This window comes from Scandinavium tedordense (assembly GCF_024764965.1).
In the GTDB taxonomy this organism is placed as follows: Bacteria; Pseudomonadota; Gammaproteobacteria; order Enterobacterales; family Enterobacteriaceae; genus Scandinavium; species Scandinavium tedordense.
This window is the reverse complement of record NZ_JALIGG010000056.1, coordinates 166822-190617: the sequence shown is the minus strand read 5'-3', so window position 1 is coordinate 190617 and position 23796 is coordinate 166822. Positions and strand designations below refer to the sequence as shown.

Here is a 23796-nt window from a genome sequence, read left to right as displayed (position 1 = left end):
GTGCAGTGGTGGAGGTATAAAGTGTTAACACGTGATTTCTTGCTGAAGGCCGATTGCAAAACGGCGTTTGGTGCAATCGAGGAATCGCTACTCTGGTCGCCGGAGCAACGCGCAGCCTCACTGGCCGCGACGCTTGCCTGCCGACCTGATGGTGGCCCTGTATGGATCTTTGGTTACGGTTCGCTGATGTGGAACCCGGCGCTGGATTACAGTGAATCCTGCACCGGCACGCTCGTCGGTTGGCACCGTGCCTTCTGTTTACGCCTGACGGCAGGACGCGGTAGCGCCTGTCAGCCTGGGCGGATGCTTGCACTCAAAGAGGGCGGACGCACCACCGGCGTGGCCTATCGCCTGCGGGAGTGTGCGATGGATGAAGAATTGGCGCTGCTGTGGAAGCGCGAGATGATAACCGGTTGCTATCTGCCGACCTGGTGCAAGCTGGAACTTGACGATGGCCGTACGGTTAATGCCCTGGTGTTCATCATGGACCCGCGCCATCCCCTGTATGAATCCGATACCAGCGTGAAGGTGATTGCACCGTTGATCGCCGCCGCCAGCGGGCCGCTCGGAACTAACTCACAGTACCTTTTTTCGCTCGAGCTGGAACTGGTGAAGCTTGGTATGCAGGATGAGTGTCTGAATGAGCTGGTGGGGAAGGTCCGCCATTTGCTCAACGGTGAAAGCCTGCCGCGCTCAGCGTGAAAAATGCCCAACGGCGCTAGCGTTTGCACGGACCTACAGGTTTTGTAGGCCCGATCAGCGTTAAACGCCACCGGGCATTCTTGTCTCGCGGTTATGCCGGAACGAAGCTTATCGAATGCTCCAGCGACTGGCTGTGACTGTCGATCAACACATTCCAGGTGCCGCTATAAGGCACCGTTAAATACGCATTTTCCCGATTTTGCACGCTCAAAATATCCGTATGAATATCATGCGCCTGCTTTTTGGCACTCATTAAATGAATATGGCAGCGCTCCGAACAGCGTACAACCACTGTATCCCCACCAAATAACGTCAAACTCGCTTTCACCATCGCCATTATTTACCCCGTCACTATCAGCCCGCGCATTCCGTGCCTGAAATTCCTATGTGATGTTGTTCACAATTCACTCATGGCATAACACCAAAGGGAGAGGTTACCGATGCTGATTTTGATCAAAAAATGCTGCAACAATTAAACGAAAATGACAATGTACCTGAAACCATTCAGCTGGCACGTCATTTATGGTTCAAATACGCGCCAGCAGAAGATTAAATGCGGAAATGGCTCGCGGTCGTAGCAAGGTCACCCGCCTGGCTTTGCAGTGCGCCCGCCGCAGCGGCAGATTCCACCACCAGTTCGGCGTTCTGCTGAACCATTCGGTCGAGATGAATCACCGCGTGGTTAATTTCCTGAATGCCCTGCATCTGTTCGCTACTGGCGATGCTTATTTCGCGGATGATCCCCGACACGCTGCCGATGTTGGACACAATTTCTTCCATGCTTTCCCCGGCCAGACGCACATAGTGCGAACCGGTGGCCACGCTTTGCGCAGTGGTATCAATCAGCGTTTTGATCTCTTTTGCCGCCTGGGCACTGCGGCTGGCAAGATTACGCACTTCACCTGCGACCACTGCGAAACCGCGACCCTGTTCCCCCGCGCGGGCCGCTTCGACGGAAGCGTTGAGGGCCAGAATGTTGGTCTGGAAGGCAATACCGTCAATGACGCTGGTGATATCGCCAATTTTTGCCGATGCGATTTCGATGGCCTGCATGGTGTCGATGGCGCTGGACACGACGCTGCCGCCTTTCGAGGCTACTTTGGTGGCTTTTTCTGCCTGCGCGCTGGCGGCAGTGGCGGATTCAGTGGATTGCGAAACAGAGGCGGTGATTTGCTCCACTGCGCTGGCGGTTTCACGCAGGCTGGAGGCCGCCTGTTCGGTACGCACAGAAAGGTCGCGATTCCCGGCGGCAATTTCCCTGGCAGCGGTTTGCACGGACGAGGTCGCGTCGCGCAGCTGGAGCATCACTTGGGCTAGTTTGTCGCTGAACAAGTTGAAGGCGTGGGCGATTTGCGCGACCTCATCTTTGCCGTTTTCCGGCAGGCGCTGAGACAAGTCGTTGGTGCCGTTACCGATAGATAGCATCGCGTCGCGAATAGTCAGCAGACGCTTCAGCATCGCGGCGACCAGCAGATGCACCACACCACCGCCGACCAGCATCAGCACGATAAACGTAATCAATGAGGCTTTGAGCAGGGCGTTCATGCCCGAGGTGGCATCCTGATGGTCGAGCGCCACCACTAACAGCCAATGAGTTCCCTGAACCGGGATAGCCGAGAAGATTTTATCGCTGCCACCGAGGGTACCCTGAACGGTATCGCCGCGAGTCAGGGCCGATAACGACACGCCGGAAATTGCCTGACTAAACGGTTTCAGGGTTAACGCCGGATTGCTGGCCGCAATCACACTCCCGTCGCTGTTCAACAGCAGACCGCTACTGGCGGGCGTCGGGTGAATTTCACGCACGTTGGCGACCACATTGTCCATAGTGACGTCTCCGGCGACAACTGCTTTCAGCGTGCCGTTGTCTTTCACCGGCACCGCAAAAGTGACCACCAATTTCCCGGTGCCTGCATCGACGTACGGCGCGGTGACCACCGGCGCATCGTCATGCACAGCCTGTTGATACCACGGGCGTAGGGTTGGGTCGTAGTCTGCAGGTACACCGGTCGGGTCGGAGAATTTCGCGGTTTTGCTGGCGTAGCCGACATACACATTGCTGAAGCCGCCTGCGCGCGCCATTTGCAGGAACTGTGGCACCGGATCGTCGCTGAGCGCGACGTTATCCAGCGAGGCGATAACTGCCATTTTGCTGCTTACCCAGTCAGAAATCGCCACCCCGTGACTGGTGCGGGTGCTGACCAGCATTTCATGTTGAGCCTGAAGGTTATCGCGACGCGTAACCTGATAATTGATGATGGTGTTGAGAAGAAGCGCAACCGCCAGACAGCCAGCGGTTGCGGCAATAATACGCGTGCGAATAGAACGAAACATAATATATTCCTGCTGTGTTGTGTGCTGGCATATCGGCAACCCAACCAGGAACTTGATGCTATAACCGGGTACATAAGAAAAAAGACTTTATCAGCGTTTTTTGACTTAAAAAGTTAATACTTTGTCCGCGTCGAGCGTCCACTGTGCCAGCTCAACCAGCGTGCCAATTTCAACACCATCGGCGAGCGGCAGTGGAGTAATGCCGCGTCCGTCGGTGCAGGTTTTGCATAATTTTACCGGCACATCCTGTGCGGTCAGAATCTCCAGCATTTGCTGAATGTTGTAGCCCTCGGCGGGCTTCTGCCCACGCAGCCCGGCGGTGACGGCGTCGGACATCAGGAACACTTTCAACTCAACGGGCTGCTGCTCGCGTATCGCAATGGCCAGACGCAGGCTGTTGAACAGGGATTCGCTGCCGTAGGCCGCGCCGTTAGCAATAATAACAATACGTTGCATGTTCACTCCTGAAAGAGGATTAGGCCTCTGATGCTACTGTGACGCTTGCTGTCTGCCAACCGGTTTACGCCAGGGTGATGATATGGCACAACGTTACTGCCCGAAACGCCCAATCAGCCCGGCAGCGGCCAGCTGATGCCCTTTGAGTTTTTCGAACAGCGCCTCGCGGGTTAAGCCCGCAGGTAAAGTGGGTGGCAGGTCGGTCGCAATCAGCGTGAAGGTGTAATGATGTGCGCCAGAGCCGGGCGGCGGACATGGCCCGTACCAGCTGGCGGTGCCAGGCGTATTTTTTCCGCCGGTAAAACCTTTCGCATCGCGCAGTGCATCTGGGCCAAAACCGGTGGACGCAGGCGAAATGTTGTAGGCCACCAGATGCGTAACGCCGAGTCCTTTATTGCCTTCCGGATCGTGAACAACCAGCGCAAGACTCTGCGTCTGCGACGGAATATTGCTCCATACCAATGGTGGCGAGCTGTTTTTGCCAGTGCAGTTTGTGTTTTTAGGATCATTACCTGCGTACTGGCTATTGAGCATGGCGTTATCGGCAAAAGCCGGTGACTGGACGATAAATAGCCCCTCCGCGCAGACGTTGCCGATACTGCCGAACAGGGCCGCGCAGGCGATGGCGCAGGGGAGGGTTTTCATGGGGGGCTTCTCACGCAGGAAAGGTGGTTTAACTGTAGCCGATGCTTAAGGATCTTCCTGAATTTTGTGCTAAAGCTGAAAGAGAGCGCTAAAACCGTTAGAGTAAGAAGACGTGCCGTCTGGCACGATATTGATTTATTGAGGGATCCCGCTGCGTTTTGAGGTATTTGTTGTCACGTCCACGTCTACTGTTGTTGTTACTCTTGCCCCTGGCAGGAGGTGCCGCATCTGCCCGCCAAACCTTCGTCGAACAGGCCGAACACCCGTTTGATGAAAGCACCGACCACCTGCCCAATCTGGGGATGACCCCGGATGATCACGAAAGTGAAAAACACCTCGCAGAAATGATGAAGGCGTTTGGTGAAGCCAGCATGCAGGACAACGGCCTGGATACCGGCGATCAGGCGCGGCTCTTTGCCATCGAAAAACTCAGCTATCAGCTCAATTCCGAAATGAATCAGCAGCTCGATTACTGGCTTTCTCCGTGGGGGAGCGCCTCGGCGGAGCTGTTGGTGAACAGCGAAGGTAAGTTTACCGGCAGCCACGGTAACTGGTTTGTGCCGCTGGAAGACAACAATCGCTATCTGACCTGGACTCAGGTTGGCTTAACGCAGCAGGACGACGGACTGGTGAGCAATCTCGGGCTTGGGCAGCGCTGGGTGGCGGGTGACTGGCTGCTCGGCTATAACGCCTTTTACGACAGCCTGATGGGTGAAAGCCTGCAACGTGGCGGTTTAGGGGCTGAAGCCTGGGGAGAGTATTTACGGCTGTCGGCCAACTTTTATCAGCCTTTCAACAGCTGGCGCGATGACAGTGATACGGTCGAAAGTCGAATGGCGCGCGGGTACGATCTCACGGCCCAGGCGCGACTGCCGTTCTATCGTTTCATTAATACCAGCGTTAGCTTTGAACGCTATTTTGGTGACAGCGTCGATCTGTTCCATACCGGCACCGGTTATCACAATCCGATGGCGGTTTCGCTAGGGCTGGCTTACACCCCGGTGCCGCTGGTGACGATTTCTGCCGCGCATAAGCAGGGTGAAAGCGGCGTCAGCCAGAATAATCTGGGCATGAAGCTCAACTACCGTTTCGGCGTGCCGCTGAAGAAACAGCTCGAGTCCAGCGAAGTGGCGGCGTTTACCTCGCTGCGTGGCAGTCGTTATGACAGCCCGGAACGCAGCAATCTGCCTGTGGTCGAGTATCGCCAGCGTAAAACATTATCCGTTTTCCTCGCCACGCCGCCGTGGGATTTGCACCCGGGCGAAACGGTGTCTTTGAAGCTTCAGGTGCGCGGTCGGTTTACGATTAAGTCATTGACCTGGCAGGGCGATTCGCAGGCTCTGAGCCTGACGCCGCCGGTGAATCACAGCAGCCCTGATGGCTGGACCGTCATTATGCCGGCATGGGATTACAGCGACGGCGCGAAGAACCGCTGGCATCTGTCGGTAGTGGTGGAAGATGAGAAGGGGCAGCGCGTCTCGTCCAATGAGATTACGCTGGCGCTGACTGAACCGCTGGTAGCTTTCCCGGCGGCGTCAGATTCGCTGTTACTGCCTTAAAAAATACGTTCCTGATGGACCCATACCGCCGCTTCGACGCGGGATTTGAGCTTCATCTTTTTCAGCATGTGCTTCACGTGAACCTTCACCGTGCTCTCGGTGATATCGAGTCGACGGGCAATCATTTTGTTCGGTAAACCTTGGGCAATCAGCTTAAGAATATCGCGCTCGCGCGGCGTCAGCTGATTAATATCGCGGTCGGACGTTGCACGGTTCGCTCGCAGGCTGGCAGCCAGCACCGGCGTCAGCGCTTCGCTTAATACCATTTCCCCGGCGGCGGCTTGATGCAGCGCCTTCAGCAAATCTTCCGGCTCCATATCTTTCAGCAGGTAGCCATCCGCACCGCGTTTAAGCGCCGTCACCACGTCTTCTTCATGGTTGGATACGCTGAACACGACTACGCGCCCGGAGAGGGATCTTTCACGCAGCTTGTCGAGGGTTTCCAGTCCGTTCATGCCCGGCATGTTCAAATCGAGTAGCACCAAATCCGGATCGAGAGATTCTGCGAGCTCGATGCCCTGTTCGCCATTGCTGGCTTCGCCCACCACCAGAAGGTCAGGGGCCATGCTGATAAGCTGTCTGACGCCGGTGCGCAGCATTGGGTGGTCGTCAATTAGCAGGATAGTGGCCTGTTCCTGATTACTCATGAATAAGTCCTTGCGGTTGTGGAAGCGATTTTTCGGGAATGAAAGAAACGACAACTTCAGTGCCAGCGGTATCACGGCGTCTGACCTGGCAATCGCCACGCAGACTCTGCGCCCGATCGCGCATGATGATTAAGCCGTAGTGGTTAATCCGTTCAGCGTGGTCCGGAACGCCGAGGCCGTTATCGGCCACGGTGAGACGAACCTGATTGTCGTTTTGGGTAACCGTCACAGTGACTTCCGTCGCTTCAGAATGTTTAAGCGCATTGCTCAACGCTTCACGGGCAATCTGTAATGCATGGATAGCCTGATGCGAAGGAACAAAACGCGGAGGGAGCTGGTAATCCAACTGCACGGTAAAGCCGAAGCGGGCGCTGTATTCATCACAACTTGCTTCCAGTGCAGGGCGCAGCCCCGGTTCGGTTAATTGTAGTCGGAAGGTCGTCAGAAGCTCGCGCAGCTGCACCCACGAGGTATTCAGCTCGTTGCGCATCTGGCTCAGCAGAACCCGGCTGTCTTCCGGCAGTTTTTCGCCCTGCATTTGCAGACAGCTGACCTGCATCTTCAGGCACGAAAGCGACTGGGCGATGGAATCATGAAGTTCGCGGGCGATGGTGGCTCGCTCTTCCATAACAATCAGCTGATACTGGCGCTCTTGCTGGCGGTCGAGGGCCAGCGTGGCGGTCAGCTGCTCAACCAGCGTGTCCACCAGTTGCTGCTGGTCGTGGCTTAAATGGCGGCCTGCGGGCAGCGTTGCCAGCAGAATACCGTACTGATTATGCGCATCGGTCATCCGCCATTTCAGGGTTGTGCCGCCGCCGGGCAAATCCGGGAGATTGCGCGGACAGAGATAACACCCTTTGTCGTCGCAGTCGGGCTCAGAATGACAGCTGAACTCTTGGTGGTTTTCCTCGTCTTCCATATCGTAAACCCGCACTTCGATATCGCGCAGCAAGGTCAAACCTTGCAAGCCATTCAGCACCGGGGAAATACGTTCACACAGCGGCGACTGGGAATGCAGACGCCGGTTGGCCTGCCAGAGGAAGGCGAGAATTTCGTTCTTTTGTTCGAGATTAGCGGTTTTTTCCTGCACGCGCTGTTCCAGCACGGCGTAGCTTTCGGCCAGCTCTTTCGACATGTTGTTCAGCGCCATGCCCAGCGTCGCCATTTCGTTACGACCGCTGATTTTCGCGCGTTTGCTGAAATCACGCTGGCTCACTGCCCGCGCCATGCTCAACAGTTGTTCCCAGGGGTGCAGCAGCCGCGCACGCAGCCAGACGATGGTAAACAGGAATAGCAATGCCATGCACAGCGCCATCATGCTGTGTACCCACACCACATGTTGAATGCGTTTTTCAGTGGTATGGTCAAACGCGGTGACCAGCTTGTCGATGCGGTTCACAAAGGCCGCCACCTCACCGGAAACTTGTTCCTGGCGGGTCGCCTGCTTCAGGTTTGGTGCCAGCTCTGATTTCCAGTACCGTTGTAGGGCTTCGAGCTGTTGACGCTGACCGTCGCGATCCGCGGATTCAATCAGTTCCGGGCTGCTCACGGTCTGATTCATTTCATCGAGCAATGTCCGATCGTTGGCCTTCAGCGGAATCGCTGCCAGCAAGCGGTAGCTCTGCATTCGCAAGGAGCCTGCTTTGTTGATAGCGTGCGCGCTGCCCTGGACACCGTGGACCAGGCGTGCAGAAATCGCCATGCCCGTCACACCGATAGCGGTGGACAGCAAAACAATAAGCGCCAGTTGATTGACCAGCGTAAGCGGGGTAAAAAGACGTTTAAACATCGACAGTCTGGCTCCTGACCTGGGATGCAATCCGGGAGTGCGGCTTATTCTGGGATATCAACCGGAGTATACATATACTCAAAAAGGATTACTCCTTAATTGCCAGGGGTGGCAGGGGAAGGGTGTAAAGGGGTAATCCCTGCCTGAGCAACGTGAAAAACCACAGTTTTTTGAGTGATGCGACCTACTCACTAAGGGTAATGCCCGTTTTTCGCCCAAAAATATGTTCTCTTTTCCTTTGATTTATATCAACTTACCCTGGCTGGTAAACCCTAATGTGGCGGCAACTAACTCCATCATTTGAGGTTTATATGAGTCATACTTCCGCTTCGGAAAAGGATAAAGGCGCGGTCATCACTGACTGGCGCCCTGAAGACCCGGCCTTCTGGCAGTCTCGTGGCCATCGTGTTGCCAGTCGCAACCTGTGGATTTCCGTTCCCTGCCTGCTGCTCGCGTTTTGCGTCTGGATGTTATTCAGCGCCGTTGCCGTAAACCTCAATAAAGTCGGTTTTAACTTCACCACCGACCAACTGTTCATGCTGACCGCATTGCCTGCGCTGTCTGGCGCACTGCTGCGCGTGCCTTACGCATTCATGGTGCCGGTTTTCGGCGGTCGTCGCTGGACTGCATTCAGTACTGGGATCATGATTATTCCGTGCGTGTGGCTGGGCTTTGCGGTGCAGGACACCTCTACGCCGTTTAGCGTCTTCATGATTATCGCGCTGCTGTGCGGTTTCGCCGGGGCGAACTTTGCTTCAAGTATGGCGAACATCAGCTTCTTCTTCCCGAAAGTGAAGCAAGGCGGGGCGCTGGGTCTGAACGGCGGTCTGGGTAACATGGGCGTGAGCGTAATGCAGCTGGTTGCACCGCTGGTTATCTCCGTCTCCGTATTCGCAATGTTTGGCGGCGACGGTGTGGCTCAGCCAGACGGTTCTTCGCTGTTCCTTGAGAACGCGGCGTGGATTTGGGTTCCGTTCCTGATTATCTTCACCCTCGCAGCGTGGTTCTTCATGAACGACCTGGCGGCGTCGAAAGCCTCTCTGAAAGAGCAGCTGCCGGTGCTGAAGCGTGGTCACCTGTGGATCATGGCGGTGCTGTATCTGGCAACCTTCGGCTCGTTCATCGGCTTCTCTGCTGGTTTTGCAATGCTGTCGAAAACCCAGTTCCCGGACGTGCAAATCCTGCACTTCGCATTCTTCGGTCCATTTATTGGTGCGTTGGCTCGTTCACTGGGCGGCGGCATTTCTGACCGTCTGGGCGGCACACGCGTCACGTTGTTTAACTTCATCGCGATGGCCATCTTCTCCGCACTGCTGTTCCTGACCCTGCCAACTAACGGCCAGGGTGGGAACTTCATCGCCTTCTTCGCGGTGTTCATGGGCCTGTTCCTGACGGCCGGTCTGGGAAGTGCATCCACCTTCCAGATGATCTCCGTTATCTTCCGCAAGCTGACCATGGATAAAGTGAAGGCCGAAGGTGGAAGTGAAGAACATGCTCTGCGTGAAGCAGCAACCGACACTGCTGCGGCGCTGGGCTTCATCTCTGCAATCGGCGCGATTGGCGGTTTCTTCATCCCGAAATCGTTCGGTATTTCGCTGGAGATGACCGGTTCTCCGGCGGGTGCTATGAAAGTATTCCTCGTGTTCTACATCGCCTGTGTGCTGATCACCTGGGTGGTATACGGACGTAAAACAAAAAAATAAGCGTTACTTTTTGATTATCATGGCGCGAGAGATCGCGCCATTTTTTTATCCTCTTTTAGTTACAACATACTCTTTGATGTATCCATGTTATCGGCCTGTGCGTTTTGGCGTCTAAAAGGCGCGCGGACAAGCATCTACTCCTTAATACCTCGCATCGGTCTCCAGACACAAAATAAGTCAGACATTTCTCAATAAATATCTATAAAACAATGATTTAAAAAATAAAAACAGATAATACTTTGGTGGTATTTGTTGTTTTTCGTCCGATTGTTAACAAATCCCGCCTTGATCGCCATCAATTCCCATCTCCTTTCATAAGGTTACTTTCGCCGCAATTGTTGCAATGTCGATTTATCAGAGAGCCGACAGGCTCCATACAGGAGAAACCCGATGAGCAAATTTCTGGACCGGTTTCGCTACTTCAAGCAGAAGGGCGAAACCTTTGCCGATGGGCATGGTCAGGTTATGGAAACTAACCGGGACTGGGAAGATGGATACCGCCAACGGTGGCAGCATGACAAAGTGGTGCGTTCTACCCACGGCGTAAACTGCACGGGTTCATGTAGCTGGAAGATTTACGTGAAAAACGGCCTGGTAACCTGGGAAACCCAGCAGACCGACTACCCGCGTACCCGTCCGGATATGCCAAACCATGAGCCGCGCGGCTGCCCACGTGGCGCCAGTTACTCTTGGTATCTCTACAGCGCTAACCGCTTGAAATATCCGCTGATGCGCAAACGCCTGATGAAAATGTGGCGTGAAGCGAAAGTTCAGCATCCGGATCCGGTGAATGCCTGGGCTTCTATCATCGAAGACTCAGACAAAGCGAAAAGCTTCAAACAGGCTCGTGGTCGCGGCGGCTTCGTACGTTCTTCATGGCAGGAAGTGAACGAACTGATTGCGGCGTCGAACGTCTACACCATCAAAACCTACGGTCCCGACCGTGTGGCGGGCTTCTCGCCGATCCCGGCGATGTCGATGGTTTCCTACGCGGCGGGCGCGCGTTATCTGTCTCTGCTTGGCGGTACCTGCCTGAGCTTCTACGACTGGTATTGCGACTTGCCTCCGGCGTCTCCACAGACCTGGGGTGAGCAAACCGACGTGCCGGAATCGGCCGACTGGTATAACTCTTCGTACATCATCGCCTGGGGCTCTAACGTGCCGCAGACGCGTACCCCGGACGCTCACTTCTTTACCGAAGTGCGTTACAAAGGTACCAAAACCGTCGCGGTTACTCCTGACTACGCTGAAATCGCCAAGCTGTGCGATCTGTGGCTGGCCCCGAAACAGGGTACCGATGCTGCAATGGCGCTGGCGATGGGCCACGTTATGCTGCGCGAATTCCACCTCGACAAACCGAGCCAGTACTTCACCGACTACGTGCGTCGTTATACCGATATGCCGATGCTGGTGGCGCTGGAAGAACGTGACGGTTACTACGCTGCAGGCCGTATGTTGCGCGCATCAGACCTCGTTGACGGTCTGGGCCAGGAACAGAATCCAGAATGGAAAACGGTGGCCTTTGACGATAACGGCGAAGTGACCGTGCCAAACGGCTCGATCGGTTTCCGCTGGGGCGATAAAGGCAAGTGGAATCTCGAACAGCGCGACGGTAAAAGCGGCGAAGAAGTTCAGCTGCGCCTGAGCATGCTCGGTAGCCATGACGATATCGCTGAAGTCGGTTTCCCGTATTTCGGCGGCGACGGTACCGAACATTTCACCAACGTAGAACTGGAAAACATTCTGCTGCACAAACTGCCGGTGAAACGCCTGCAGATGGCAGACGGTTCTACTCAGCTGGTGACCACCGTTTATGACCTGACCATGGCCAACTATGGCCTGGAACGTGGTCTGAACGATGAAAACTGTGCCAATAGCTACGACGACATCAAAGCGTATACTCCGGCATGGGCTGAAAAAATTACCGGCGTATCCCGCGCACAGATCATCCGTACCGCGCGTGAATTTGCGGACAACGCGGATAAGACCCACGGTCGTTCGATGATCATCGTCGGCGCGGGCCTGAATCACTGGTATCACCTCGATATGAACTATCGCGGGATTATCAACATGCTGATTTTCTGTGGCTGCGTCGGTCAGAGCGGCGGCGGTTGGGCACACTATGTGGGCCAGGAAAAACTGCGTCCGCAAACCGGCTGGACTCCATTGGCGTTCGCGCTGGACTGGAACCGTCCACCGCGTCACATGAACAGCACCTCTTATTTCTACAATCACTCCAGCCAGTGGCGTTATGAAACGCTGACCGCGCAGGAGCTGCTGTCGCCGATGGCGGATAAATCCCGCTACACCGGGCATTTGGTTGACTTCAACGTGCGTGCAGAGCGCATGGGCTGGCTGCCATCCGCGCCGCAGTTGGGCACCAACCCGCTGCACATTGCGGCTGACGCTGAGAAAGCCGGGATGTCCGCGGTAGATTACACCGTGAAATCCCTGAAAGATGGCTCGATGCACTTCGCCTCTGAGCGTCCGGATAACGGCAAAAACCACCCACGTAACATGTTTATCTGGCGTTCGAACCTGCTGGGCTCGTCCGGTAAAGGCCATGAATACATGCTGAAGTACCTGCTGGGTACCGAGCACGGCATTCAGGGCAAAGATCTGGGCGTGCAAGGCGGCGTGAAGCCGGAAGAAGTGGAATGGGTTGATAACGGCCTCGACGGTAAACTGGATCTGGTGGTGACGCTGGACTTCCGTTTATCGAGCACTTGTCTGTTCTCTGACATCGTGCTGCCGACCGCAACCTGGTATGAAAAAGACGACATGAATACCTCGGATATGCATCCGTTTATTCACCCGCTCTCTGCGGCTGTTGACCCAGCATGGGAATCGAAAAGCGACTGGGATATCTACAAAGACATCGCCAAGAAATTCTCTGAAGTCTGCGTGGGTCATCTGGGTAAAGAAACGGACGTGGTGACACTGCCAATTCAACACGATTCCCCGGCCGAAATGGCGCAGGCGATGGACGTGAAGGACTGGAAAAAAGGCGAATGTGACCTGATTCCGGGCAAAACTGCCCCGCACATCATGACCGTGGAACGTGATTACCCAGCCACCTGGGAACGCTTTACCTCAGTCGGACCACTGCTGGAGAAAATCGGCAACGGCGGGAAAGGCATTGCCTGGAACACCGACAGCGAAGTCGAGCTTCTGCGTAAGCTGAACTACACCAAGGCTGACGGCCCGGCGAAAGGCCAGCCCCTGATCAGCACGGCGATTGATGCCGCAGAAATGATCCTGACGCTGGCCCCGGAAACCAATGGTCAAGTGGCGGTAAAAGCCTGGGCCGCACTGAGTGAAATCACCGGTCGTGACCACACGCATCTGGCGCTGAATAAAGAAGACGAAAAAATTCGCTTCCGCGATATTCAGGCCCAGCCGCGAAAAATCATCTCCAGCCCGACCTGGTCTGGCCTTGAAGATGAACACGTCTCTTATAACGCAGGTTACACCAACGTCCACGAGCTGATCCCATGGCGTACGCTATCTGGTCGTCAGCAGCTGTATCAGGATCACCAGTGGATGCGCGATTTCGGTGAAAGCCTGCTGGTGTACCGTCCGCCGATCGACACCCGTTCGGTGAAAGCGGTGATGGGCCAGAAGTCCAACGGCAATCCTGAGAAGGCGCTGAACTTCCTGACGCCGCACCAGAAATGGGGCATTCACTCGACCTACAGCGACAACCTGCTGATGCTGACCCTGTCACGCGGTGGTCCGATTGTGTGGATGAGTGAATCCGACGCCAAAGATTTGGGTATCGAAGATAACGACTGGATTGAAGCGTTCAACAGCAACGGTTCACTGACAGCGCGTGCGGTTGTGAGCCAGCGTGTTCCGGCGGGGATGACCATGATGTATCACGCCCAGGAACGTATCGTGAACCTGCCAGGTTCGGAAATTACCGGCCAGCGTGGCGGGATCCATAACTCTGTCACACGTATCAGCCCGAAACCAACCCACATGATTGGTGGCTACGCGCAACTGGCGTATAGCTTTAACTATTATGGCACCGTCGGCTCTAACCGTGATGAGTTCGTGGTGGTCCGTAAGATGAAGAATATTGACTGGTTAGATGGCGAAGGGTGTGACCAGGTACAGGAGAGCGTAAAATGAAAATTCGTTCACAAGTCGGCATGGTGCTGAATCTCGATAAATGCATCGGCTGCCATACCTGCTCAGTCACCTGTAAAAACGTCTGGACCAGCCGTGAAGGTGTGGAGTACGCGTGGTTCAACAACGTGGAAACCAAGCCGGGCGTCGGCTTCCCTAACGACTGGGAAAACCAGGAGAAATGGAAGGGCGGTTGGATCCGTAAAATCAACGGCAAACTGGTGCCGCGCATGGGTAACAAAGCGCTGCTGCTGGGTAAAATCTTTGCGAACCCGCATCTGCCGGGCATCGACGATTATTACGAGCCGTTTGATTTTGATTACCAGACCCTGCATAAAGCCGGTGAAAGTAAGCATCAGCCGATTGCGCGTCCGCGCTCGCTGATTACCGGCCAGCGCATGGATAAAATCACCTCGGGCCCGAACTGGGAAGATGATTTGGGCGGCGAGTTTTCCAAACTGTCCCGTGACAAAAACTTCGAAAACATCCAGAAGGAAATGTACGGCCAGTTCGAAAACACCTTCATGATGTATATGCCACGTTTGTGCGAACACTGCCTTAACCCGGCATGTGTGGCGACCTGTCCGAGCGGGGCGATTTACAAGCGCGAAGAAGACGGCATTGTGCTTATCGACCAGGATAAGTGCCGCGGCTGGCGCATGTGCATCACCGGTTGTCCGTACAAAAAAATCTACTTCAACTGGAAAAGCGGCAAATCCGAGAAGTGCATTTTCTGCTACCCGCGTATCGAAGCCGGTCAGCCGACCGTGTGCTCCGAAACCTGCGTGGGGCGTATTCGCTACCTCGGCGTGCTGCTGTATGACGCGGACGCTATCGAACAGGCGGCAAGCACCGAGAGCGAGAAAGACTTGTACCAGCGTCAGCTGGATGTGTTCCTCGATCCGAACGATCCGAAAGTTATTGAGCAGGCGCTGAAAGACGGCATTCCGCAGAGCGTGATTGACGCCGCACAGCAATCGCCAGTGTATAAAATGGCGATGGACTGGAAGCTGGCACTGCCACTGCATCCGGAGTACCGCACGTTGCCGATGGTCTGGTACGTGCCACCGCTGTCTCCAATTCAGTCTGCGGCGGATGCCGGAGAGATTGGCAGCAATGGCATTCTGCCGGACGTCGATAGCCTGCGCATTCCAGTGCAGTATCTGGCGAACATGCTGACGGCGGGCGACACCGCGCCGGTTCTGCGTGCCCTGAAACGTATGCTGGCGATGCGCCACTACAAGCGCGCCGAAACTGTTGATGGTGTGAACGACACGACCGCGCTGGACGAAGTCGGTCTGACCGAAGCCCAGGCACAGGAAATGTACCGTTATCTGGCTATCGCTAACTACGAAGATCGCTTCGTGGTGCCAAGCAGCCACCGTGAACTGGCTCGCGACGCGTTCCCGGAAAAAAGCGGCTGTGGCTTTAGCTTCGGCGACGGGTGCAGTGGTTCCGACAGCTCGTTCAACCTGTTCAACAGCCGTCGTATTGACGCGATTGATGTGACCAGCAAAACGGAGCGCAAATCATGAAAGAACTGGTGATTGTCTCCCGTCTTCTGGAATACCCGGATGCTGCCTTGTGGCAGCATCAGCAGGAAGTTTACGATGCGCTGACTGAGTCTGACGTGCTGAGCAAAGAGGACGCCCAGTCGCTGTGCGTATTCGTTCGCGACCAGACGCATAAAGATGTGCTCGATGTACAGGCGGCCTACAGCGAACTGTTTGATCGTGGCCGCGCTACGTCGCTGCTGCTGTTCGAACATGTTCATGGTGAATCTCGTGATCGTGGCCAGGCGATGGTCGATCTGATGGCGCAGTATGCGCAGCACGGTTTAGAACTCGACAGCCGGGAACTGCCGGATCATTTGCCGCTGTATCTGGAATATCTGGCGCAGCTGCCGCGTGAAGAAGCGCAGGGCGGATTGCAGGATATCGCGCCTATTCTGGCGCTGCTGAGTGCGCGTCTGCAACAGCGTGAAAGTCAGTATGCGGTGTTGTTCGACGTACTGCTGAAGCTGGCGAGTACCGACGTGGATAGCGAGAAAATGGCGGAAAAAATTGCGGACGAAGCCCGCGATGATACCCCGCAGGCGCTGGATGCGGTCTGGGAAGAAGAGCAGGTTAAATTCTTTGCAGACCCGGGATGCGCTGAGTCGGATATCGCCGCCCATCAGCGTCGTTTTGCCGGTGCCGTTGCGCCGCAGTATCTGAATATTTCCACTGGAGGGGAGCGCTAATGCAATTCCTGAATATGTTCTTCTTTGACATCTACCCGTACATCGCCGGAGCGGTATTCCTGGTCGGCAGCTGGCTGCGTTACGACTATGGACAATACACCTGGCGGGCGGGATCCAGCCAGATGCTGGACAAAAAAGGCATGAACCTGGCGTCGAACCTGTTCCACCTCGGGATCCTCGGCGTATTTGCCGGTCACGCCCTCGGGATGCTGACGCCGCACTGGATGTATGAATCGTTCCTGCCGCTGGAAGTGAAACAGAAAATGGCGATGTTCGGCGGCGGTGCTGCCGGACTGATGTGTCTGGTCGGTGGTATTCTGCTGCTCAAACGCCGTCTGTTTAATCCGCGTGTGCGTGCCACCACTACCGGCGCCGACATTCTGGTGCTCTCAGTGCTGGTTATCCAGTGCGCGCTGGGTCTGCTGACCATACCGTTCTCTGCGCAGCATATGGACGGCAGCGAAATGATGAAACTGGTTGGCTGGGCGCAGTCGGTGGTGACTTTCCACGGTGGTGCATCTGCGTACCTCGACGGCGTAGCGTTTATTTTCCGTGTGCACCTGGTGCTCGGTATGACGCTGTTCTTGCTGTTCCCGTTCTCGCGTCTGGTACATATCTGGAGCGTGCCGGTGGAATACCTGACCCGCAAATACCAGGTTGTTCGCGCGCGTCGCTAATTACCGCGCTTTCTGTTCAAGGCCCTGCTGATGCGGGGCCTTTTCTTTTGTGCCCCAGCCCAGATTATTCCCCGCCGCTGCAAATAGGATCAGTATCCCGCCGAACCACTGTATCGCGCTTAGCGTATGACCAAACGCCAGGCTATCGACCACAATCGCCACGAGCGGATAAATAAACGAGAGTGAGCCGATAATGGGCGTTGGTAATTTCTGAATGGCGCTGTAGAGCAGTTGGTACATTACTCCGGTGTGAACAATCCCGAGCGTGAGCAAAATTCCCCACGGGAAGGTTGTTGAAATCGAGGTGAAATGCGCCAGCGGGAGCAGCATCACTACTCTGGTCAAGACCTGGATAAAGGCGATATGCTGCGGAGGAAACGGGCGTACTTTCCGGACAATGATGGCCGTCAGTGCGTAGAAAAAGGCCGCACTTAATGCCAGCGTAATCCCTGTCAGCGCTCGGTTATACCCTGCAAGCGCTGGTGCGTGTCAGACCGCTGCCGGGGCTACTACAAAAAGTCGATAAATATATTCAGGCGATGCCGGAATGCATTGAATGCGACAAGGTTACCGGGAAAGACTGCTTTGTGATGCGTTTAGTCGTGAAGGATACTGTGCAGAGAAAAATGTGGCATCTAAAGTGAGTTTGAAGGTGGTGCTGAAGAAGAGATGGTGGCGGGGGAAGGATGACTTGACGCTAGTGCGTCTCGCCCTTCGGGTCGTTGCCTGCGGCAACGCTTTCTCGCTTTGCTCGAATCGAACCTTGGTCGAAGCTTCTCATCCTTCCCTGTGCAGAGAAAAATATGGCATCTAAAGTGAGTTTGAAGATGATGCTGAAGAAGAGATGGTGGCGGGGGAAGGATGACTTGACGCTAGTGCGTCTCGCCCTTCGGGTCGTTGCCTGCGGCAACGCTTTCTCGCTTTGCTCGAATCGAACCTTGGTCGAAGCTTCTCATCCTTCCCTGTGCAGGGAAAAATGTGGCATCTAAAGTGAGTTTGAAGATGGTGCTGAAGAAGAGATGGTGGCGGGGGAAGGATTCGAACCTTCGAAGTCGATGACGACAGATTTACAGTCTGCTCCCTTTGGCCGCTCGGGAACCCCGCCAGGGGTATGATGTGATGCTGGTACTGACCGGAATTCGTGGTGGCGGGGGAAGGATTCGAACCTTCGAAGTCGATGACGACAGATTTACAGTCTGCTCCCTTTGGCCGCTCGGGAACCCCGCCAGGGGTAATGCTTTTACTAGCCTGCTCCCTTTTGGGAAGCGGGGCGCATCATATCAAATGACGCGCCGCTGTAAAGACTTCCTTTCAGGAAAATGAACCGTTTGCGTGCTTTTTGCCCATAACGTTTAAAAGCCCTGCAACGGTCATCCGCCTTACAGAATAATTGTCCGATTACCGTACACAAACACGCGCTGTGCGAGAACCTGATACAACGCGCGGCTGAGAACGTTTTTCTCGACGTCTCGACCAGCGCGCATCATGTCTTCTGCCGTGTAGGTGTGATCGACGTGAATCACGTCCTGCATGATGATCGGGCCTTCATCCAGGTTGTCGTTCACGTAGTGCGCGGTGGCACCGATGATTTTCACGCCGCGATCGTAAGCCTGCTGATAAGGACGTGCGCCGATGAACGCGGGCAGGAACGAATGGTGAATATTAATGATTTTATTCGGGAAGCGTGACACGAAGGCCGGAGTCAGGACGCGCATGTATTTCGCCAGAACCACGTAATCTGGCGCGTGCTTGTCGATGGCATCCGCCATTAGGGCATCATGCTCTTCACGGGTATGGCCTTCGTGGCTAACCAGCTCAAACGGGATATCGAATTTCTCAACAAGCGTTCGCAATGTATCGTGGTTGCCAATAACCGCGGCGATGTCGACATCCAGGCCGCCGTAATTAGCTTTCATTAACAGGTCGCCCAGACAGTGTGCTTCTTTGGTGACCAGAATCACAACGCGACGACGGCCCGCTGGGGTCAGTTCGCGAATCGAACCTTCCGGTAATGCGCCATCGAGATCGGCCAGCAGTGTGGCATCGTTGAAGATGCCTTCAAGCTCGGTGCGCATGAAGAAACGCCCAGTGCGATGATCGACAAATTCATTGTTCTGCACGATGTTCAGTTCGTGTTTGTAGCAAATATTGGTAATACGTGCGATCAGCCCTTTTTGGTCGGGGCAGATTGTACGCAACACTTTTCGTTGTAATGAGTGCATTGCGGGGGAAATCCTGTTGAGGTGTTTGCTGTTTCTGTGTGGCGGCCTTATTGACCGCAGCACTTTTTAAATTTTTTACCCGATCCGCACGGGCATGGGTCGTTGCGGCCGATTAACGGACGTGTACCATCAATATAATACCATTGTCCATTTTCTTTTAAGAATCTTGAACGCTCAATCAGGGCACTACTCTTGCTATGTTCACGAAAGCGGGCAACAAAGCTGACAAAGCCTTCGTCGGCGTGTTTCCCGTTATCGGCGGCAAAAAGTGTCAGACCGAGCCATTCCGTTCCAGCGAAACTCTTCTCGAGATCCGCACGGAATGCGTCTGGTTCACAGGACGGATGCCAGGTTTTCACCAGATAATCTGCGTCCTTCATCACAAAGGCGCTATAGCGCGAACGCATAAGCTGTGACGGCGTTAGCGCAAGCTCGCTGCCTGACAGATATCGCTGGCAACATAGGCTATACTCCAGAGCGCTGCCGCAGGGGCAAAGTGAATGCATAAATGCCTTCCCGTTGAGTCAATAAAGAAAAGCGCAGCTGCGCCGGCGGTAAATATGTTAACCGAGCAGTGGCAATGTTGCTACGTTGGGAATAGGGTTCAGTACAGCCAGGAATGAGAAAGCTTAAAGTAGGATTAGCCCTGGGTTCGGGCGCGGCGCGTGGATGGTCACATATCGGCGTCATTAAAGCGCTGCAAAAAATGGGCATTGAGATTGATATCGTTGCAGGGTGTTCCATTGGTTCGCTAGTGGGGGCGGCCTTTGCCTGCGATCGTCTCCCTGTTCTGGAAAAGTGGGTTTGCTCTTTCAGTTCGTGGGATGTTTTACGTCTGATGGATCTCTCCTGGCGGCGCGGCGGACTGCTGCGCGGCGAACGTGTATTCAGCCATTTCCGCCAGCTTCTCCCTGTCGATACTATCGAATCCTGCGAACGTCGTTTTGCGACCGTCGCCACCAACCTCAGCACTGGGCGTGAACTTTGGTTTACCGAAGGTGACCTTCATATGGCCGTCCGCGCCTCGTGCAGTATCCCTGGGTTGATGTCTCCCGTGATGCATAACGGTTACTGGTTGGTCGATGGCGCGGTGGTGAACCCAGTCCCAGTTTCGCTCACTCGTGCGTTGGGTGCAGACATCGTGATTGCTGTCGATTTGCAGCACGATGCGCATTTAATGCAACAGGATCTGCTGTCGGTGAACCTTCAGCCCGATCCACAGTCTTTAGAGAATGATGAATCGCTCACCTGGCATGAACGTTTTCGTGCCAGGTTAGGGCGCATGACATCACGCCGGACGGCAATAACACCCACGGCCATGGAGATCATGACGACCTCTATTCAGGTGCTGGAAAACCGATTAAAGCGCAACCGTATGGCAGGCGATCCGCCCGACATCCTGTTGCAACCTTTTTGCCCACAGATATCTACGCTTGATTTCCACCGAGCGCCCGCGGCCATCGCCGCAGGTCAATTGTCGGTTGAGAAAAAGATGGACGAGCTTTTACCGTTAGTCCGCAGCATGGGTTAGGGCATTTTTCGATTACTTCAGCAAAATCTGACAGGCGATAGCACGAATAGCGTGCCACTATTTACTTATCGTCTGCCAGGGGAGATATCATGACGCAGCCATTGGCGGGAAAACAGATTCTTATCGTCGAGGACGAACCCGTTTTCCGCTCATTGTTAGATTCGTGGCTTTCATCGCTGGGTGCAGATACGGCCCTGGCTAAAGACGGTGTGGATGCTCTCGAAAAGATGGTCAAGCTCAACCCTGATCTGATGATTTGCGATATTGCGATGCCGAGAATGAACGGCCTTAAGTTGGTCGAATTCTTACGTAACAACGGACATCAGCTTCCGATTCTGGTCATTTCCGCAACCGAAAATATGGCAGACATCGCCAAAGCGCTGCGTCTCGGCGTGCAGGATGTGCTGCTCAAACCGGTCAAAGATCTAAACCGCCTGCGTGAAACCGTTTTCGCCTGCCTCTATCCCAATATGTTCAACTCTCGCGTTGAGGAAGAAGAGCGTTTATTTGAGGATTGGGATGCGTTGGTGACGAACCCATCCGCTGCGGCGAAATTACTTCAGGAACTTCAACCACCCGTCCAGCAGGTTATATCTCACTGCCGAATAAATTATCGTCAGCTGGTGTCAGCCGATAATCATGGTCTGGTGCTCGATATTGCACCACTCTCAGATAAAGATCTGGCATTTTATTGTCTCGACGTTACGCGAGCGGGTGATAATGGCGTTTTGGCCGCACTTTTGTTGCGTGCTTTATTTAACGGTTTGTTACAAGAACAGCTTTCGCACGAAGGACAGCGTCTACCTGAATTAGGCAATTTGCTAAAACAGGTCAATCAATTGCTGCGCCAGGCCAATTTACCAGGACAATTCCCGTTACTGGTTGGGTATTACCACAGCGGAATTAAAAATCTGATCCTCGTCTCTGCCGGACTCAACGGATCGCTTAACACCGGTGAGCACCAAATACAGATCAGCAATGGGGTTCCGCTGGGCACATTAGGTAATACTTATTTAAATCAAATCAGCCAGCGCTGCGAATCCTGGCAGTGCCAAATTTGGGGAGCAGGGGGGCGCTTGCGCCTGATGTTGTCTGCGGAATGAACAATTAGTCTGAATCTCGGGTTATTGCGGTCCCCGCTTTCAGACGGTAGTGGTACTATCAGCAGGATTTATACGTAAAAATCCTAATTCAAGGTTAACGTGTCCTTTTCAGACCAGATTGAGCAATCGGTACTGATATACTTAACGCGTTATTAATTAACGAGCACGTTCAAAAGTTGAACAGTTCAGGAGATTTCAATGGCTGCATTAAATACGAAAGTCACTAAGGCCGTAATCCCGGTAGCGGGATTGGGTACCAGGATGTTGCCCGCCACTAAAGCGATTCCTAAGGAAATGCTGCCGCTGGTCGACAAGCCATTAATTCAGTATGTAGTCAATGAATGTATTGCTGCAGGCATTACTGAAATTGTTCTGGTTACGCATTCTTCTAAAAACTCTATCGAAAACCATTTCGATACCAGTTTTGAACTTGAAGCCATGCTGGAAAAACGCGTTAAGCGCCAGCTGCTGGAAGAAGTGCAGTCTATTTGTCCGCCACACGTGACCATTATGCAGGTCCGTCAGGGGCTGGCAAAAGGTCTGGGCCACGCAGTTCTGTGTGCGCATCCGGTTGTGGGTGATGAGCCTGTCGCGGTTATTCTGCCAGACGTGATTCTGGATGAGTATGAATCCGATCTGTCCCGTGACAACCTCGCCGATATGATGAAGCGTTTTGATGAAACAGGTGCCAGCCAGATCATGGTTGAACCGGTTGACGACGTAACTGCATACGGTGTTGTGGATTGCAAAGGCGAAGCCTTGAATCCAGGAGATAGCGTGCCAATGGTGGGTGTGGTTGAGAAACCAAAAGCCGACGTGGCGCCGTCTAACCTCGCCGTTGTAGGCCGTTATGTTCTGAGCGCGGAGATTTGGCCGCTGCTGGCGAAGACGCCTCCAGGCGCCGGGGACGAGATCCAGCTGACCGATGCAATCGATATGCTGATCGAGAAAGAAACCGTTGAAGCCTATCATATGAAAGGCAAAAGCCACGACTGCGGTAATAAACTGGGTTATATGCGTGCGTTTGTTGAATATGGCATTCGCCACAATTCACTGGGTGCGGATTTTAAAGCCTGGCTGGAAGAAACAGTGGAAGCGGGCAAGTAATTTGCTCACCTGCTGTACCGACCGGGGTTCTGAAAAGACCCCGGTTTTTTATTACCTGTCATCAGGATCGTGTTAAAACCAGGCACTATTGAGAATGCCAGGGTCGATTTCAGGATAAAAAAAATCCCGCAGAGCGGGATTTTCAAACAAACAAGAAAGATTAAATCAGGAAGTCGTCCAGAGATTTACCTTGCTCATCCATTGCTTTTTTGATGATTGCCGGGGTACGACCCTGGCCGGTCCAGGTTTTAGTTTCGCCGTTTTCATCAACGTAGCTATATTTAGCCGGGCGAGCTGCACGTTTAGCTTTAGCACCAGATTTACTTGCTGCAGCAATGCTGTTCAGCAGTTCATTTGGGTCAATGCCATCAGCAATCAGCATTTCACGGTATTGTTGCAGTTTACGAGTACGCTCTTCAACTTCGGCAGCGGCCGCATTATCTTCTTCGCGACGTTCGTTAACAACAACTTCTAATTTTTCCAGCATTTCTTCGAGAGTTTCGAGAGTACATTCTCTTGCCTGCGCACGAAGAGTACGGATGTTGTTCAAAATTTTAAGTGCTTCGCTCATTGTCGTATTCTCAAACTTATATTGTGGGGTGGTTTGTTGAGGTAATAATAGAGCGTTAATTTCAGATGTGCAATAGGGTGCTTTGTAAGGAAGTCAAAATATCGTGTTATTTACCGCGATTAATAATTAGATAAAGTTAAATTTCACGCGCCAGTTCACATCATGAGGGCTTATTGCCAGTCATCAATCATAAGAACACCCTTACAAAGTATGCCTTTTTCTCTGTTACAGCGCGGCATATATAAGAGGAACGCGAATATCAGCCTTTCGTATTACTCGCGGCCCAGGGGGCGAATTTCCTGGAATCAATAGAATCTGAATCATAACGTCACGAAAGCCTTGGGCCACCAGGTAAGGGATTAGCTGGCTGATAACTC

19 protein-coding genes, 2 tRNA genes, 2 other RNA genes and 2 pseudogenes are annotated in these 23796 nt (G+C 54.0%); 11 read left to right on the top strand and 14 right to left on the bottom strand.

From position 1 onward, the window contains the following. Positions 1 to 21: 21 nt before the first annotated feature. Positions 22 to 702 carry a gamma-glutamylcyclotransferase gene (locus tag MUU46_RS14080; RefSeq protein ID WP_258965818.1) on the top strand — a complete coding sequence of 227 codons (681 nt, stop codon included), beginning with the start codon at positions 22 to 24 and terminating at the stop codon, positions 700 to 702. A gap of 91 nt (positions 703 to 793) precedes the next feature. On the opposite strand, the gene MUU46_RS14075 is transcribed toward MUU46_RS14080, so the two are convergent. The 4 genes from MUU46_RS14075 to MUU46_RS14060 form a co-directional block, all read right to left on the bottom strand. Next, entirely contained in the window at positions 794 to 1039 is a 246-nt protein-coding gene (locus MUU46_RS14075) for a DUF1883 domain-containing protein (RefSeq protein ID WP_159755799.1), read from the bottom strand. Positions 1040 to 1251: 212 nt separating this feature from the next. Next, complete coding sequence (locus MUU46_RS14070; protein ID WP_258965817.1) at positions 1252 to 3036, bottom strand: methyl-accepting chemotaxis protein; 1785 nt, start codon at positions 3034 to 3036, stop codon at positions 1252 to 1254. A gap of 105 nt (positions 3037 to 3141) precedes the next feature. Then, complete coding sequence (locus MUU46_RS14065) at positions 3142 to 3492, bottom strand: DsrE/DsrF/TusD sulfur relay family protein (RefSeq protein WP_258965816.1); 351 nt, start codon at positions 3490 to 3492, stop codon at positions 3142 to 3144. Between the two features lie 93 nt (positions 3493 to 3585). Further along, the gene (locus MUU46_RS14060) at positions 3586 to 4137 is read right to left on the bottom strand and encodes a YbhB/YbcL family Raf kinase inhibitor-like protein (RefSeq protein WP_258965815.1); all 552 of its coding nucleotides are present in this window, start codon (positions 4135 to 4137) and stop codon (positions 3586 to 3588) included. Positions 4138 to 4304: 167 nt separating this feature from the next. Between MUU46_RS14060 and MUU46_RS14055 the strand changes: the two genes are divergently transcribed. Then, positions 4305 to 5696: a YchO/YchP family invasin gene (locus MUU46_RS14055; RefSeq protein ID WP_309582940.1), complete on the top strand. Its 1392-nt coding sequence runs from the start codon at positions 4305 to 4307 to the stop codon at positions 5694 to 5696. On the opposite strand, the gene narL is transcribed toward MUU46_RS14055, so the two are convergent. Both narL and narX read right to left on the bottom strand, forming a co-directional pair. Next, a complete protein-coding gene (gene narL, locus MUU46_RS14050) occupies positions 5693 to 6343 on the bottom strand; it encodes a two-component system response regulator NarL (protein ID WP_159755810.1) in 651 nt (216 codons plus the stop codon). The two genes, MUU46_RS14055 and narL, sit on opposite strands and share 4 nt — an antisense overlap. Continuing rightward, the gene (gene narX / locus MUU46_RS14045; protein ID WP_258965813.1) at positions 6336 to 8132 is read right to left on the bottom strand and encodes a nitrate/nitrite two-component system sensor histidine kinase NarX; all 1797 of its coding nucleotides are present in this window, start codon (positions 8130 to 8132) and stop codon (positions 6336 to 6338) included. Before narX ends, narL begins: the two co-directional genes overlap by 8 nt. Positions 8133 to 8443: 311 nt before the next feature. On the opposite strand from narX, the gene MUU46_RS14040 reads away from it, so the two are divergent. The 5 genes from MUU46_RS14040 to narI all read left to right on the top strand — a co-directional run bounded on the left by MUU46_RS14040 (position 8444) and on the right by narI (position 16885). After that, complete coding sequence (locus MUU46_RS14040) at positions 8444 to 9835, top strand: NarK family nitrate/nitrite MFS transporter (protein WP_159755816.1); 1392 nt, start codon at positions 8444 to 8446, stop codon at positions 9833 to 9835. A 390-nt stretch (positions 9836 to 10225) separates the two neighbouring features. Beyond that, positions 10226 to 13969, top strand: coding sequence for a nitrate reductase subunit alpha (locus MUU46_RS14035; protein WP_159755819.1), 3744 nt, complete (start codon positions 10226 to 10228; stop codon positions 13967 to 13969). Continuing rightward, positions 13966 to 15501, top strand: coding sequence for a nitrate reductase subunit beta (gene narH / locus MUU46_RS14030; protein WP_159755822.1), 1536 nt, complete (start codon positions 13966 to 13968; stop codon positions 15499 to 15501). Before MUU46_RS14035 ends, narH begins: the two co-directional genes overlap by 4 nt. Further along, on the top strand, positions 15498 to 16208 hold the full coding sequence (gene narJ, locus MUU46_RS14025; RefSeq protein WP_159755825.1) for a nitrate reductase molybdenum cofactor assembly chaperone: 711 nt from the start codon (positions 15498 to 15500) through the stop codon (positions 16206 to 16208). The genes narH and narJ overlap by 4 nt, the downstream gene beginning before the upstream one ends. Beyond that, positions 16208 to 16885, top strand: a complete 678-nt coding sequence (gene narI / locus MUU46_RS14020) for a respiratory nitrate reductase subunit gamma (protein WP_159755828.1) — start codon at positions 16208 to 16210, stop codon at positions 16883 to 16885. Before narJ ends, narI begins: the two co-directional genes overlap by 1 nt. Here the strand turns inward: narI and MUU46_RS14015 are convergent. Beyond that, positions 16886 to 17338 (bottom strand): annotated as a pseudogene (locus MUU46_RS14015) (DMT family transporter); the annotation flags it as partial. It lies immediately after the preceding gene. On the opposite strand from MUU46_RS14015, the pseudogene MUU46_RS14010 reads away from it, so the two are divergent. Beyond that, positions 17332 to 17505, top strand: a pseudogene (locus MUU46_RS14010) (Lrp/AsnC ligand binding domain-containing protein); the annotation flags it as partial. The pseudogenes MUU46_RS14015 and MUU46_RS14010 sit on opposite strands and share 7 nt — an antisense overlap. 50 nt (positions 17506 to 17555) lie before the next feature. Here the strand turns inward: MUU46_RS14010 and MUU46_RS14005 are convergent. From MUU46_RS14005 to MUU46_RS13980, 6 genes are all read right to left on the bottom strand, one after another. Continuing rightward, positions 17556 to 17687, bottom strand: a non-coding RNA gene (locus tag MUU46_RS14005) — RtT sRNA. Positions 17688 to 17730: 43 nt separating this feature from the next. Further along, positions 17731 to 17862, bottom strand: a non-coding RNA gene (locus MUU46_RS14000) — RtT sRNA. Positions 17863 to 17905: 43 nt separating this feature from the next. Then, a tRNA-Tyr gene (locus MUU46_RS13995) sits at positions 17906 to 17990 on the bottom strand. A 37-nt stretch (positions 17991 to 18027) separates the two neighbouring features. Then, a tRNA-Tyr gene (locus tag MUU46_RS13990) sits at positions 18028 to 18112 on the bottom strand. Positions 18113 to 18264: 152 nt separating this feature from the next. Then, positions 18265 to 19107 (bottom strand): formyltetrahydrofolate deformylase, encoded by an 843-nt coding sequence (purU, locus tag MUU46_RS13985; RefSeq protein ID WP_159755830.1) that lies wholly within the window; start codon positions 19105 to 19107, stop codon positions 18265 to 18267. Positions 19108 to 19154: 47 nt separating this feature from the next. After that, complete coding sequence (locus MUU46_RS13980; RefSeq protein WP_159755833.1) at positions 19155 to 19613, bottom strand: YchJ family protein; 459 nt, start codon at positions 19611 to 19613, stop codon at positions 19155 to 19157. Between the two features lie 113 nt (positions 19614 to 19726). On the opposite strand from MUU46_RS13980, the gene rssA reads away from it, so the two are divergent. The 3 genes from rssA (at position 19727) to galU (ending at position 22848) form a co-directional block, all read left to right on the top strand. After that, a complete protein-coding gene (gene rssA, locus MUU46_RS13975) occupies positions 19727 to 20638 on the top strand; it encodes a patatin-like phospholipase RssA (protein ID WP_258965812.1) in 912 nt (303 codons plus the stop codon). A gap of 89 nt (positions 20639 to 20727) precedes the next feature. After that, positions 20728 to 21741, top strand: coding sequence for a two-component system response regulator RssB (gene rssB, locus MUU46_RS13970; protein ID WP_159755839.1), 1014 nt, complete (start codon positions 20728 to 20730; stop codon positions 21739 to 21741). A 198-nt stretch (positions 21742 to 21939) separates the two neighbouring features. Further along, entirely contained in the window at positions 21940 to 22848 is a 909-nt protein-coding gene (gene galU, locus MUU46_RS13965) for a UTP--glucose-1-phosphate uridylyltransferase GalU (protein WP_159755842.1), read from the top strand. 160 nt (positions 22849 to 23008) lie between these two features. Here galU and hns read toward each other — a convergent pair whose 3' ends face one another. Then, a complete protein-coding gene (gene hns / locus MUU46_RS13960; RefSeq protein ID WP_110508619.1) occupies positions 23009 to 23419 on the bottom strand; it encodes a histone-like nucleoid-structuring protein H-NS in 411 nt (136 codons plus the stop codon). Positions 23420 to 23796: the final 377 nt, after the last annotated feature.

Excerpts from the sequence above, each read along its gene's own strand:
- galU (WP_159755842.1), top strand. The coding sequence starts at position 21,940 with ATGGCTGCATTAAATACGAAAGTCACTAAGGCCGTAATCCCGGTAGCG.
- rssA (WP_258965812.1), top strand. The coding sequence starts at position 19,727 with ATGAGAAAGCTTAAAGTAGGATTAGCCCTGGGTTCGGGCGCGGCGCGT.
- MUU46_RS14035 (WP_159755819.1), top strand. The coding sequence starts at position 10,226 with ATGAGCAAATTTCTGGACCGGTTTCGCTACTTCAAGCAGAAGGGCGAA.
- MUU46_RS14070 (WP_258965817.1), bottom strand. The coding sequence starts at position 3,036 with ATGTTTCGTTCTATTCGCACGCGTATTATTGCCGCAACCGCTGGCTGT.
- purU (WP_159755830.1), bottom strand. The coding sequence starts at position 19,107 with ATGCACTCATTACAACGAAAAGTGTTGCGTACAATCTGCCCCGACCAA.
- hns (WP_110508619.1), bottom strand. The coding sequence starts at position 23,419 with ATGAGCGAAGCACTTAAAATTTTGAACAACATCCGTACTCTTCGTGCG.
- narH (WP_159755822.1), top strand. The coding sequence starts at position 13,966 with ATGAAAATTCGTTCACAAGTCGGCATGGTGCTGAATCTCGATAAATGC.
- narJ (WP_159755825.1), top strand. The coding sequence starts at position 15,498 with ATGAAAGAACTGGTGATTGTCTCCCGTCTTCTGGAATACCCGGATGCT.
- narI (WP_159755828.1), top strand. The coding sequence starts at position 16,208 with ATGCAATTCCTGAATATGTTCTTCTTTGACATCTACCCGTACATCGCC.
- MUU46_RS14060 (WP_258965815.1), bottom strand. The coding sequence starts at position 4,137 with ATGAAAACCCTCCCCTGCGCCATCGCCTGCGCGGCCCTGTTCGGCAGT.
- MUU46_RS13980 (WP_159755833.1), bottom strand. The coding sequence starts at position 19,613 with ATGCATTCACTTTGCCCCTGCGGCAGCGCTCTGGAGTATAGCCTATGT.
- rssB (WP_159755839.1), top strand. The coding sequence starts at position 20,728 with ATGACGCAGCCATTGGCGGGAAAACAGATTCTTATCGTCGAGGACGAA.
- narL (WP_159755810.1), bottom strand. The coding sequence starts at position 6,343 with ATGAGTAATCAGGAACAGGCCACTATCCTGCTAATTGACGACCACCCA.
- MUU46_RS14075 (WP_159755799.1), bottom strand. The coding sequence starts at position 1,039 with ATGGCGATGGTGAAAGCGAGTTTGACGTTATTTGGTGGGGATACAGTG.
- MUU46_RS14065 (WP_258965816.1), bottom strand. The coding sequence starts at position 3,492 with ATGCAACGTATTGTTATTATTGCTAACGGCGCGGCCTACGGCAGCGAA.
- MUU46_RS14040 (WP_159755816.1), top strand. The coding sequence starts at position 8,444 with ATGAGTCATACTTCCGCTTCGGAAAAGGATAAAGGCGCGGTCATCACT.
- narX (WP_258965813.1), bottom strand. The coding sequence starts at position 8,132 with ATGTTTAAACGTCTTTTTACCCCGCTTACGCTGGTCAATCAACTGGCG.